The 12356-nt window shown below is 75.3% G+C and carries 11 protein-coding genes; 6 read left to right on the top strand and 5 right to left on the bottom strand.

Annotated elements, in window-relative coordinates; all coding sequences use genetic code 11:
* Positions 1 to 2 precede the first annotated feature (2 nt).
* Positions 3 to 1106 carry a pyridoxal-phosphate-dependent aminotransferase family protein gene (locus IE287_RS21225; protein ID WP_189850776.1) on the top strand — a complete coding sequence of 368 codons (1104 nt, stop codon included), beginning with the start codon at positions 3 to 5 and terminating at the stop codon, positions 1104 to 1106.
* A gap of 71 nt (positions 1107 to 1177) precedes the next feature.
* Here IE287_RS21225 and IE287_RS21220 read toward each other — a convergent pair whose 3' ends face one another.
* Entirely contained in the window at positions 1178 to 2245 is a 1068-nt protein-coding gene (locus tag IE287_RS21220) for an alkene reductase (protein ID WP_189850706.1), read from the bottom strand.
* 134 nt (positions 2246 to 2379) lie between these two features.
* On the opposite strand from IE287_RS21220, the gene IE287_RS21215 reads away from it, so the two are divergent.
* Positions 2380 to 2886, top strand: a complete 507-nt coding sequence (locus IE287_RS21215; RefSeq protein ID WP_189850705.1) for a MarR family winged helix-turn-helix transcriptional regulator — start codon at positions 2380 to 2382, stop codon at positions 2884 to 2886.
* A 163-nt stretch (positions 2887 to 3049) separates the two neighbouring features.
* Here the strand turns inward: IE287_RS21215 and IE287_RS21210 are convergent, their stop codons facing one another.
* The 3 genes from IE287_RS21210 to IE287_RS21200 all read right to left on the bottom strand — a co-directional run bounded on the left by IE287_RS21210 (position 3050) and on the right by IE287_RS21200 (position 6197).
* Entirely contained in the window at positions 3050 to 4108 is a 1059-nt protein-coding gene (locus tag IE287_RS21210) for an aminotransferase class V-fold PLP-dependent enzyme (RefSeq protein WP_189850704.1), read from the bottom strand.
* A 153-nt stretch (positions 4109 to 4261) separates the two neighbouring features.
* Positions 4262 to 4984: a DsbA family oxidoreductase gene (locus IE287_RS21205; protein ID WP_189850703.1), complete on the bottom strand. Its 723-nt coding sequence runs from the start codon at positions 4982 to 4984 to the stop codon at positions 4262 to 4264.
* A 142-nt stretch (positions 4985 to 5126) separates the two neighbouring features.
* Positions 5127 to 6197 carry a GlxA family transcriptional regulator gene (locus IE287_RS21200; RefSeq protein ID WP_189850702.1) on the bottom strand — a complete coding sequence of 357 codons (1071 nt, stop codon included), beginning with the start codon at positions 6195 to 6197 and terminating at the stop codon, positions 5127 to 5129.
* Between the two features lie 70 nt (positions 6198 to 6267).
* On the opposite strand from IE287_RS21200, the gene IE287_RS21195 reads away from it, so the two are divergent.
* Positions 6268 to 7698, top strand: a complete 1431-nt coding sequence (locus IE287_RS21195) for an MFS transporter (RefSeq protein WP_189850701.1) — start codon at positions 6268 to 6270, stop codon at positions 7696 to 7698.
* A gap of 53 nt (positions 7699 to 7751) precedes the next feature.
* Here IE287_RS21195 and IE287_RS21190 read toward each other — a convergent pair whose 3' ends face one another.
* Entirely contained in the window at positions 7752 to 9245 is a 1494-nt protein-coding gene (locus IE287_RS21190; RefSeq protein WP_189850700.1) for an aldehyde dehydrogenase (NADP(+)), read from the bottom strand.
* 122 nt (positions 9246 to 9367) lie between these two features.
* Here IE287_RS21190 and IE287_RS21185 point away from each other — a divergent pair, with 122 nt between their 5' ends.
* From IE287_RS21185 to IE287_RS21175, 3 genes are all read left to right on the top strand, one after another.
* Positions 9368 to 10138 (top strand): IclR family transcriptional regulator, encoded by a 771-nt coding sequence (locus tag IE287_RS21185; RefSeq protein WP_189850699.1) that lies wholly within the window; start codon positions 9368 to 9370, stop codon positions 10136 to 10138.
* A gap of 148 nt (positions 10139 to 10286) precedes the next feature.
* Positions 10287 to 11735 carry a peptidoglycan D,D-transpeptidase FtsI family protein gene (locus tag IE287_RS21180; protein WP_189850698.1) on the top strand — a complete coding sequence of 483 codons (1449 nt, stop codon included), beginning with the start codon at positions 10287 to 10289 and terminating at the stop codon, positions 11733 to 11735.
* Between the two features lie 192 nt (positions 11736 to 11927).
* Complete coding sequence (locus tag IE287_RS21175) at positions 11928 to 12311, top strand: hypothetical protein (RefSeq protein WP_189850775.1); 384 nt, start codon at positions 11928 to 11930, stop codon at positions 12309 to 12311.
* The last annotated feature ends 45 nt before the right edge of the window (positions 12312 to 12356 follow it).

Genomic DNA, 12356 nt, shown 5'->3' with positions numbered 1-12356 from the left:
CCGTGACACACCCGCTGCTCGACCTGGCCCCGATGACCGCCGCGCACTTCGCGTCCATCGAGCGGCGGGTCGCCGCGCTGCTCTCCACCGAGCAGGACGTGGTGATCACCCAGGGCGAGGCGCTGCTGCCGCTGGAGGGGTGCATCCGCAGCGGGGCGCGGGCCGGTTCGACCGCGCTGAACGTGGTCACCGGTCCGTACGGGCAGACCTTCGGGAACTGGCTGCGCGACTGCGGGGCGACCGTGGTCGACCTGGTCGTCCCCTTCCACACGGCGGTCACCGCCGGGCAGGTGGAGCGGGCGCTCGCCGAGCACCCGGAGATCGACTTCGTCTCGCTGGTGCACGCGGAGGCCGCCACCGGCAACACCAACCCGGTCGCGGAGATCGGCGAGGTCGTGCGCGCCCACGGCGCGCTCTTCTACCTGGACGCGGTGGCGTCGATCGGCGCGGAGCCGGTCCTCCCGGACGCCTGGGGCGTCGACATGTGCATCATCGGCGCGCAGAAGGCCATGGGCGGTCCCGCGGGCGTCTCGGCGGTGTCGGTGAGCGCGCGGGCCTGGGAGCGGTTCGCCGCCAACCCGGCCGCCCCGCGCCGCTCGTACCTCTCCCTCCTGGACTGGAAGGAGCGGTGGATCGACGGCGGCCGCAAGGCGCTGCTGCACGCTCCGGCGCAGCTGGAGATGCTGGCCCTGGAGGCGTGCGTGGAGCGGATCGAGGCGGAGGGCCTGGACCGGCTGATGGCCCGGCACGCCTCGGCGGCGGCGGCGACCCGCGCGGGCGCGGTGGCGCTGGGCGGCGGTCTGGAGCCGTACGTCCACGAGGCGGCGGACGCGGCGCCGGTGGCGACGACGCTGCGGGCCCCGGCCGGCCTGGACGCCACCGGCCTGGTGGCGAAGGCGCTGGCGGCGGACCCGTCGCTGCCGCTGATCGCGGGCGGCGGGGCGCTGTCCGGGGAGATGATCCGGGTCAACCACTACGGGGCGGACGCGACGCCGAACGCCGTGCAGTCCTCGCTGGCCGCGCTGGGCGCGGTGCTCGGCGAGGCGGGCCGGACGGTGGACCTGGAGGGCGCCCGCCGGGCGGTCACGGAGACCTGGTCGGCGTAGGCGCCGGCGGTGTGCGGCGGAGGGCGGGGTCCGGTGCGGACCCCGCCCTTCCGCGTGCCCGGGCGCCGGGGCTACAGCGCGGGGTAGTCGGTGTAGCCGCGGTGGTCGCCGCCGAAGAAGGTGGCGCGGTCGGGTGCGGCGAAGGGGCCTCCGGCGCGCAGGCGGGCGGGCAGGTCGGGGTTGGCGATGAAGAGCGCGCCGTAGGCGACGAGGTCGGCGACGCCCTCCTCGACGAGGGCGAGGGACTCGGTGCCGGTCGGACCGTCGGTGGCCGGGTTGAGGATGAAGGTGCCGGCGAAGCGCTTGCGCAGGTCGAGGACGAGCGGGCGGAGCTCCGGGCGGGTCTCCAGGACGTGGAGGTAGGCGATGCCGACGGGCTCGATGGCGTCGAGGAGGGCGGGGTAGAGCTCCTCGGTCCCGGTCTCGGCGATGTCGTTGAGGGAGTTGGCCGGGGAGATGCGCAGGCCGGTGCGGTCGGGGCCGATCTCGGCGGCGACGGCCCGGACGACCTCGACGGCGAAGCGGATGCGGTTCTCGACCGGGCCGCCCCACTCGTCGGTGCGGTGGTTGGAGCCGGTGGCGAGGAACTGCTGGATCAGGTAGCCGTTGGCACCGTGGATCTCGACGCCGTCGAAACCGGCCTCGACGGCGTTGCGGGCGGCGGCGGCGAAGCCGGCGACCGCCTCGCGGATCTCGTCGCCGGTGAGCTCGCGCGGGGCGGGGAAGTCCTTGGGGCCCTCGTGGGTGTAGACCTGGCCGGCCGCGGCGACGGGCGAGGGGCCGACGGGGTGGAGGCCGCCGTCGAGCAGGTCGGGGTGGCCGATCCGGCCGGCGTGCATGAGCTGGGCGAAGATCCGGCCGCCGCGCTCGTGGACGGCGTCGGTGACCTCGCGCCAGGCGGCGATCTGCTCGCGGCTGTGCAGGCCGGGAGTGTCGGGATAGCCCTGACCCTCGGGGACCGGCTGGACCCCTTCGGTGATGATCAGGCCGGCGGAGGCGCGCTGGGCGTAGTACTCGGCGGTCAGCGCGGTGGGCGTGCGCAGGACGGCGTCGGCCCGGCTGCGGGTCATGGGGGCCATGGCGATGCGGTTGGCGAGGGGGGTGCCGGCGAGGTCGTGGGGGTCGAAGGCGGTGGTCATGAGGGTCTCCCGGAAGTTTTATGTGGTCGGCCAAGTATTGAACCCGCCGCCACTGTAACCCATTCCTTGGCCAGCCAATCAATACTGGGCGCCACGGTAACCTGAGGGGTGAAGAGCCGTCCCGAGGAGCCCCGATGACCACAGCCGAGCCCGCCTGTACCGCCGACCAGCTGCCGTCCGCCGCCCGCGGCGGCCCGGTCGGCATGACCCTGGCCCGCGCCGCCCGGGCGCACCGGATCGCCATGGGCCGGCGGCTGCGGGAGCTCGGCCTCTACCCGGGGCAGGAACTGATGATGATGGTCCTGTGGGACTGCGGGGCCGTGCGCCAGTCGGAGCTGATCCACTCCCTCGGACTCGACCCCTCGACGGTGACGAAGATGCTCCAGCGCCTGGAGCAGTGCGGCCTCGTGCTGCGCCGCCCGGACCCGTCCGACCGGCGCGCCGTCCTCGTCGAGACGACGGAGGAGGGACGGGCGCTGCGCGGGGGCGTCGAGCGGGCCTGGTCGGACCTGGAGGAGAGCTCCCTCGCGGGGATCGGCCCGGACGACCGCGCGGAGCTGGCCCGCCTCCTCGACCTGGTCGCGGACAACCTGCGCGAGGAGGCGGAGGAGGCGGGCGACTGCCCGCCGCTGAACTGCTGAACCGGCGGGCCGGGCGGACCCGCGGGACCGGACGCACCGGACACACCGGGCGGACCCGCGGAACCGGGCGATCCGCCGGAGCGGCCGGACCACCGGACCGGGCCGACCCGGTCGGCCTCGGTGCCGGCCGACCGGGCGGACCGCCGGAGCGGCGGCGGGGTGTTCAGCCCGCCAGGACGTCCAGGGCGCGGTCGACGTCGGCCGCCGTGTTGTAGAGGTGGAAGGAGGCCCGCAGATTGCCGGCGCGGGCCGACAGCAGGACGTCCGCGGCGCGCAGGGCGTCCGCGCGGTGGCCGAGCCCCGGCACCGCGACGACCGTGGAGTCGTCCATGACCGGCTCGTGCCCGAGCGAGACCAGGCCGGACCGGAAGCGGGCGGCGAGCCCCTTGTCGTGGGCCTCGATCCACTCGATGCCGACCTCCTCCAGGAGGGCCAGCGAGCGGGCGGCGCCGTGGTACGAGAGGAAGGCGGCCGGCTCGTCGAACCGGCGCGCGGAGCGGGCGAGTTCGCGCACCGGGCCGTAGCTGTTGGCCCACAGCTCCTCGCCGGTGACCCACCCCGCGTGGATCGGCAGCAGGCTGTCCTGGGCCTCCTCGGTGACGGTGAGGAAGGACGCGCCGCGCGGGCAGAGCAGGTACTTGTAGGCGCCGGCGACCGTGTAGTCCCACTCCCCCGCCGACAGCGGCAGCCAGCCCGCGGACTGGGTGGCGTCGAGCAGCGTGCGGGCCCCGTGGGCCGCGGCGGCGGCCCGGACCGCGGCGAGGTCGGCGGTGCGGCCGTCGGCCGACTGCACGGCCGAGAAGGCGACCAGCGCGGTCTCCGGGCGGACGGACTCGGCGAGCCGCTCCAGCGGCACGAACCGGGTCTTCAGGTCGCCGCGGACGGTGAAGGGCGTGATGACGGAGGAGAAGTCGCCCTCGGGGAAGAGGATCTCGGCACCGGACGGCATCGACTGGGCGATCATCCCGCAGTGCACGGCGACCGAGCTGCCCACCGCGACCCGCTCGGGGGCGACCCCGGCGATCCGGGCGTAGGCGGCGCGGGCCTCGGCGACGACGTCGAAGCTGCCCGCGCCGTCGGCGCGCCCGTCGGCGGTCTCCTCGGCGAGGAGGGTGACCGCCTCGACGGTGCGGCGCGGCATCAGACCGCAGGCGGAGGTGTTCAGGTAGGTCCGCTTGGGGGCGAACTCGGCGCCGCCGAGCGGCTGGTCGAGGGGGTCCATGGGCCCAGCCTGGGCTCCCCGCGACCGCCCGTCAATGCCCGTCGATCATGGAGGTCCCCCAAGCGCGGCTTATCTCCGCAGGTCAGAGCCGCGGACCCAAGCCGAGGGACAGGGCCTCGGTGCGGAGCCTCGGATCGGTCCGCGGGTGCGCGGTCAGGCGCGCGGCGGGACCTCGCAGCCGTCCGGGCCGCAGGCCTCGGCGCCGGTGCCGCCGGCGGCGGCGGCGACCGGCTGGAGGGCGCGGCCCTGCCACGCCTGCTCCAGGGCCCGGGTGAAGACCTCGGCGGGCTGTCCGCCGGAGACGCCGTAGCGGCGGTCCAGGACGAAGAACGGCACGCCGTCGGCGCCGAGTTCGGCGGCCTCGCGCTCGTCGGCCCGGACGGCGTCCGCGTAGGCGGTCGGGTCGGCGAGGACGCCCCGCGCCTCGGCCTCGTCGAGTCCGGCCTCCACGGCGAGGGCGACGAGGGTCTCGTCGTCGAAGACCGACCGCTCCTCGGCGAAGTTCGCCCGGTAGGCGAGGTCGAGCAGCCGGTCCTGGTGGCCGCGCTCCCGGGCGAGGTGCAGCAGCCGGTGGATGTCGAAGGTGTTGCCGTGGTCGCGGCCGTCGGCCAGGTACTCCAGGCCCTCGGCGTGCGCGTTGGACGCCACGTGCGCCTCCATGGCCCGCGCCTCGTCGAGCGTCCGCCCGTACTTCTTCGCCAGCATCTCCAGGACGGGCCCGGTGTCGCCCTTGGCCCGGTGCGGGTCGAGCTCGAAGGACCGGTGCACCACCTCGACGTCCTCGCGGTGGGCGAAGGCGGCGAGGCCCTTCTCGAAACGGGCCTTGCCGATGTAGCACCACGGGCAGGCGATGTCCGACCAGATCTCTACGCGCATGGGGTTCCTTCTCCGGGGGTGACGGACGGCGGGGCGGACGACGGGGATGGTCCGTCCTCTTCCGGCCAACGCGGACCGGACCGGATCTCATTCCGTTTCTCCGCCCGGTGTGAGCCGGAGCACGCGGCGGACCGGGGCCGGATCAGGTCGCGGCGCCCGCGGCGGCGCTCCGGGCCAGCCGGCTGAAGGAGCTCCGGTACGCGCTCGGGGTCAGTCCCGTACGGCTCTGCACGTGCTGCCGGAGCGAGTCCGCGGAGCCGAGCCCGCTCGCCCGGGCGACCGCGTCCATGCCGAGCGAGGTCGTCTCCAGGAGCTCCTTGGCCCGCTCGACCCGCTGGTGCAGCAGCCACTGGAGCGGGCTCACCCCGGTCTCCGCGCGGAAGCGGCGGGAGAGGGTGCGGACCGATACCCCGGCGTGCCGGGCGAGGTCGGTGAGGGTGAGCGGCGCGTCGAGGTGTTCCATGACCCACGCGCGCGTGCCGGCGAGGGAGACCCCGCGCTCGGGCGGCAGCGGGGTGTCCGTGAACTGCGCCTGGCCGCCGGGACGGACCGGCGCGACGAGGGCGAGCCGGGCCACCGCGTTGGCGACGGCGGCCCCGTGGTCGGTGCGGATGACGTGCAGGCAGAGGTCGATGCCGGCCGCGTAGCCGGAGGAGGTGAGCACCGGCCCGTCCTGGACGTAGAGCACGTCGCCGCGCAGGTCGACCGCGGGGTGCCGGTCGGCGAGGAGCTGCCGGTAGGCCCAATAGGTGGTGGCGGCCCGGCCGTCGAGGAGACCGGCCTCGGCGAGCGCGAAGGCACCGGTGCAGATCGAGGCGATCCGGGCGCCGCGGGCGGCGGCGCGGCGCAGGGCGCCGAGGATGCGGGGGTCCGGGTCGGTGTACGAGCCGCTGCCCGCGAGGACCACCGTGTCGGCCGCGTCGACGGCGTCGAGCCCGCGCGGCACGACCAGGTCGAGCCCGCCGGTGGTGGCGACCGGCCCGGGGTCGGGGGCGCAGATGACGGTCTCGTAGCCGGGCGCCCCGTCGACCTCGACCTTGCCGAAGAGCATCTCCGGGATGGCGAGGTTGAACATCGAGACGGGCGGGGCGGCGATGACGGCGACCCGGCGGACGGGCACGGCGGGCGGGGCGGGGCGGAGGGGAGGGACCGCCGGAAGGGGCGCGGGGGACGCGGGCGGGGGCGGGACGGACGGGTGCGGCTGCGGCGGCATAGCCAGAACCTCCGGTCATCTGGCATTCGGGCCACTACTGTACGGCGCCGCCGGTCACGAGGGTGGGGCCATGACCTCGACGCGTACCGACCCCGTCTCCCCCGGCCCCGAACCCTCCCCCGCCGGTCACGTCCCCGTCGACCCCGCCGGACCGCCGCCGCCGTCCGCCGGCCCGCCGCCCCCGCCCCCGCCTCCGCCCGGTCCCGCGTTCGGCGCCGCCGTGCTCGGCTTCGCCCTCATCACCCTGGACACCTCCGTCGTCAACGTGGCGCTGCCGGCCGTCGGGGCCGACCTGGGCACGGGGATGACGGGGCTCCAGTGGGTGGTGGACTCCTACACGCTCGTCTTCGCCGCGCTGCTGCTCTCCACGGGCACCCTGGCCGACCGGGTGGGGGCGAGCCGGGCCTTCGCCACGGGGGCCCTCCTCTTCACGCTCGCCTCGGCCGCCTGCGGCCTCGCGCCCGGGCTGCCCTCGCTGCTCGCGGCCCGGGCGGTGCAGGGGGTGGCGGCGGCGGTGATGCTGCCCGCCTCGCTCGCCCTGGTGCGCGAGGCGTACGCGGACCCGGGGCGGCGGGCACGGGCGGTGGCGCTGTGGGCGGCGGGCGGCACGGTCGCGGTGGCGCTCGGGCCGGTGGCGGGCGGGGCGCTGACGACGGCGTGGAGCTGGCGGGGCGTCTTCTTCGTCAATCTGCCGCTCGGGCTGCTCGCGCTGGCCCTGCTCACCCGGGTGCCGGCCTCGGCGCGGCGGTCCGCGCCGCTGGACGTGCCCGGCCAGCTGACGGCGGTGACGGGGCTCGGCGCGCTGACCTTCGCGGCCATCGAGGGCGGGACGGAGGGGCGCTGGGCGCTCGGTCTCGCCACGGTGTCCTTCGCGGCCTTCCTGCTGGTCGAGGCGCGGCGGCGGCACCCTGTGGTGCCGCTGGGCCTGTTCCGGAACACGACGGTGGCGGTCGCGGTGACGGTGGGCGCGGCGAACAGCGTGGCCTTCTACGGCACGGTCTTCGTCTTCGGTCTCTTCTTCCAGCAGGAGCTCGGCCTCTCGGCGCTGGAGGCGGGGCTGATGTTCCTGCCGATGACGGTGCTGCTCGCGGGGGTGAACGTCCTCTCGGCGAAGGCGGCGGCGCGGTACGGGGCGCGGGTGCCGGCCCTGCTCGGCCAGGCGGTCGCCGTCGCCGGTCTGCTGGCGCTGCTCGCGGTCGACGGGTCCACCTCGCGGACCGCCCAGGCGCTGCTGCTGGTGCCGATGTCGCTGGGGGTGGGCTTCTCGCTGCCGCCGCTGATCGCCGCGATGATGGAGGCGGTGCCGGCCGAGCGGGCGGGGACGGCGGCGGGCCTGCTCAACGCGGTCCGCCAGACGGCGGGCGCGCTCGCGATCGCGGTCTTCGGCTCGCTGGTGACCCGGGGCTTCGGCACGGCCCTGCCCGCGAGCGTCCTGATCAGCGCGGCCCTGCTCACCCTGACGGGCCTGGCCTCGCTGCGCCTCCCGCGCCTCCGCCGCTGACGCCCCGGACCGCGGCCGGGCCCCGCGGGATCCGCGGGGCCCGGTCACGGGGCTCAGTGGCGCGGGACGCCCAGGGGGTTGCCGTCGCGGAGCTCCGGCGGGAGGAGGTGCTGCGGGGTGGACTGGTAGGTGACCGGCCGGAGCCAGCGCTCGACGGCGGTGGCTCCGACCGAGGTGGAGGTGGAGGTGGTGGCCGGGTAGGGGCCGCCGTGGTGCTGGGCCGGGGCGACGGCGACGCCGGTGGGCCAGCCGCCGACGAGAATCCGGCCGGCGAGCGGGGTGAGGGCGGCGAGCAGGCCGGGCGCGGCCGGGTCCTCGTCGGCGCAGTGCAGCGTGGCCGTGAGGTTGCCGGGCAGCCGGCCGAGGACGGCGGTGATCTCCGCCTCGTCGGCGTAGCGGGCGACGACGGTGACGGGGCCGAAGCACTCCTCCAGGAGGAGGGCGTGGCCGCCGTCGGCGAGGCGGGCCGCGTCGACGGTGAGGACGCCGGGGGTGACGGTGTGCTCGTCGGCGGCGCCGGGGGCGACGGGGGCCTCGACGCCGTCGAGGGCGGCGCGCTCGGTGACGCCGTCGACGAAGGCGGCCCGCATCCGGTGGTCGAGCAGGACGGCGGGGGCGGTCTCGCCGACGCCCTTCGTGACGGCGTCGAGGAAGCGGTCGCCGTCGGCGCCGGCCGGGACGAGGACGAAGCCGGGCTTGGTGCAGAACTGGCCCGCGCCCAGGGTCATGGAGCCGGCCAGGCCCGCGCCGAGCTCCTCGGCCCGCTCGGCGGCGGCGCCGGGGGTGACGACGACCGGGTTGAGGGAGCCGAGCTCGCCGTGGAAGGGGATCGGCACCGGGCGGGCGGCGGCGGCGTCGAAGAGCGCCCGGCCGCCGCGCACGGAGCCGGTGAAGCCGGCCGCCGCGACCAGCGGGTGGCGGACCAGCTCGACGCCCGCGTCGAAGCCGTGCAGCAGGACGACGACGTCCTCGGGGAGTCCGGTCCCGGCGGCGGCCCGGCGCAGCAGTCCGGCCGCGAGGGCGGAGGTGGCCGGGTGGTCGGGGTGGGCCTTGACGACGACCGGGCAGCCGGCCGCGAGGGCGCTGGCGGTGTCGCCGCCGGGGACGGAGAAGGCGAGCGGGAAGTTGCTGGCGGCGTAGACGGCGACGACGCCGAGCGGGATCTTCCAGCGCCGCAGGTCGGGGCGGGGCGGCACGGCCGACGGGTCGGGCAGGTCGACGCGCACGTCGAGGAAGGCGCCCGCGTCGACGACCCCGGCGAAGGCGCGCAGCTGGGCGGTGGTGCGGGCGAGCTCGCCGGTGAGCCGGGGGGCGCCGAGGGCGGTCTCGGCGTCGGCGGTGGCCACCACCTCGTCGGCGGCGGCGTCGAGGAGGTCGGCGGCGGTCCGCAGGAAGGCCGCGCGGACGGCGCGGACGGCGAGGGACGCCCGGGCGGCGTGCGCGGCGCGGACCGCGCGGTCGACGTCGGCGGCGGTGGCCTCCGTCGCGACCTGCTCGCGCCGCTTCCCCGTCCGGGGGTCCACACTCCACACTGCTGCTGCCGACACCACGACACCTCTGTTCACTATGATGAACGTCGTTCTTGTGCATGAACGCTTCCGGGTGGACTCTATTGACGCCGCGGGCGTTCCCACAAGGTCGTCCGGAAGTCAGGGAGAAGGGCGGGGTCATGGCGGGTGCCGACGCGAGCGGCGCGCAGGTGAAGTCGGCGGTGCGGACGGTGGAGCTGCTGGAGTTCTTCGCCGGCCGGCCCGGGATGCACACCCTGGCCGCCGTGCAGGAGGCCGTCGGCTATCCCAAGTCGAGCCTGTACATGCTGCTGCGCACCCTGGTCGAGCTGGGCTGGGTGGAGACCGACGCCACCGGCACCCGGTACGGCATCGGGGTGCGGGCCCTGCTCGTGGGGACCTCGTACATCGACGGCGACGAGGTCGTGGCGGCCTCCCGGGTCACCCTGGACCGGCTCTCGGACGACACCACCGAGACCGTCCACCTCGCGCGGCTCGACGGCACCAGCGTGGTCTATCTGGCCACCCGCCAGTCCCAGCACCACCTGCGGCCCTTCACCCGGGTCGGCCGTCGGCTCCCCGCCCACTCGACGGCGCTGGGCAAGGCGCTGCTCGCCTCCCACGACGACGAGCAGGTGCGCACGCTGCTGCCGGAGACCCTGCCCTCGGTGACCGAGCACACGATCACCGAGCGGGAGCGGCTGATCGAGGAGCTGGCGACCGTGCGCGAGCTGGGGTACGCGGTGGACCGCGAGGAGAACACCCTGGGGCTGCGCTGCTTCGCGGTGGCGATCCCCTACCGGACCCCGGCCCGGGACGCGCTCAGCTGCTCGGTCCCGGTCGCGCGGCTCACCCCGGGCCACGAGCAGCTGATCAAGGACGCCCTCGTCGACGCCCGCGACCGGCTGACGCTGGCGACCCGCCGCCTCTGAGCCGGCCGCGTCCCGGGCCGGCGCGTCCCGGGCCGGCCGGGGAGCGGAGGTCCGGGACCGGCGGCGGATGCGTGCCGCATGAACGTTTCCTGAGAATCGGGTCACCACCGGAACGCCCCCCACCGCGCCGTTCGTCCCTTCTGGTGCCATGAACAAGACGATCAGGCGCACCTCGGTCTTCGCGCTGCTCCTCGTGCTCGCCCTCCTGGGCCGGGCCACGTGGGTGCAGGCGTACGAGAGCAAGGCGCTCGCGAACGACAGCAAGAACCGGCGGAAGACGATCGCGCAGTACGCGCAGCCGCTCGGGAACATCGTCGTGGCCGGTTCGCCGGTCACCGGCTCGAAGCACACCGAGAGCGGTGATCTCGCGTACGAACGCAGTTACACGGACGGCGAGCTGTACGCGGCGGTCACCGGCTACAGCTCGCAGGCGTACGGCGCGACCCAGCTGGAGGGCATCTACTCCGGGATCCTGGACGGCACCGACGACCGGCTGAAGAACCCGGTGGACGCGGTCACCCGCAAGCAGCAGGCGCCGGGCACGGTCGTCACCACGATCGACCCGGACGTGCAGAAGGCCGCCTACCGGGCGCTCGGGGAGAAGAAGGGCGCGGTGGTGGCGATCGACCCGGCGACCGGCCGGATCCTCGCCATGGTCTCCACCCCCTCCTACGACCCCTCGGCCATCGCCGGCAGCACCGACGGCGACGCCTGGAAGCGGCTGACCGAGGACCCCGACAAGCCGCTGGTCAACCGGGCGCTGCGGCAGCCCCTGCCGCCCGGCTCCACCTTCAAGCTGGTGGTCGCGGCCGCCGCCCTGGAGGACGGCCTGTACCCCTCGGTGGACGCGCGGACGCAGAGCCCGGACCCGTACACCCTCCCGAACACCCGGACCGTCCTGAAGAACGAGAACGCCTCCGCGCCCTGCGAGAACGCCACCATCCGCACCGCGCTCCAGTACTCCTGCAACAACGTCTTCGCCAAGATGGCGGCCGACCTGGGGCAGGACAAGGTGAAGGCGATGGCGGAGAAGTTCGGTTTCGGCGAGGACGAGCTGGACGTGCCGGTCCGGGCCTACGCGAGCGTGTACCCGTCCGGGATGGACCCGGCGCAGACCGCGCTCACCGGCATCGGGCAGTTCGACGTCACCGCCACCCCGCTCCAGATGGCGATGGTCTCCGCGGCGATCGCGAACGACGGCCGGCTGGCCGCCCCGCACATGGTCTCCGAGGTGGTCGACTCCGACGGCGACGCCCTGCAGTCCTTCGACGACGGCGACGCCACCCGGATCGTCTCCCCGTCCACCGCCGAGCAGCTGCGCAGCGCCATGGTGACGGTGGTGGAGCGGGGCACCGGCACCAACGCGGCGATCGCCGGCGCCGAGGTCGGCGGCAAGACGGGCACGGCGCAGCACGGCGAGAACAACAGCAAGACGCCGTACGCCTGGTTCACCTCCTACGCGAAGGACCCGTCGACCGGGAAGCAGGTGGCGGTGGCCGTGATGATCGAGGACTCGGGCGCGGCCCGCTCCGAGGTCAGCGGCAACGGCCTGGCGGCCCCGGTGGCGCGGAAGACGATGGCGGCGGCGCTGGAGTGACGTCCGCGGGGGCGCCCGAGTGACGTCCGCGGCGGCGGCGAAGCGACCTGCGCGGGGGCCGGATTGGCCCCCGCGGGCCCTCGTGCGATAGGCAGGGGCGGGCTCGAACAGAGCGCCCGTTCCCGAACTGCCGATCTCGCTCCACGGAGGACCTTCGTGCGTCGCCTGCCCCGTTCGCTGTCCGGCTGGACCATGGCAGTCTTCGGACTCCTCGCCGCCGCCCTCGGGGTGGTGGGGCTCGTCGCCCCGGACGCCCTGCTCACGGTGATGGGCTTCGAGCCGGTGCCCGACGGGGCCCGCGCGGACGGCGACCACACCCTGGTCTTCCTCACCGCCTCCTCCATGGCGGCGCTCAACATGGGCGTCTACTACGTCCTCGCCGCGCTCTCCGACTGGAAGGCGTTCTTCCGCTGGACGGTTCCCTTCCGGCTCCTCACCTGCGCGGTCTTCACCCTCGCGGTCGTCACCGGACGGGCCCCGTCCGGCTTCCTCGGGGTCGGCCTGTGGGAGGGGCTCGGAGCCGTCGTCACGGGCGCGGCCCTGTGGCACGAGAAGCGGTCCGGCCTCGGGAAATAGGGAGCCTGCCCGATCCCGGAGGGCCACCTCAGGGACCACCCTTCG

The organism is Streptomyces omiyaensis (genome assembly GCF_014650895.1).
GTDB lineage: Bacteria > Actinomycetota > Actinomycetes > Streptomycetales > Streptomycetaceae > Streptomyces > Streptomyces omiyaensis.
This window is presented reverse-complemented; position numbering and strand designations above follow the sequence as displayed.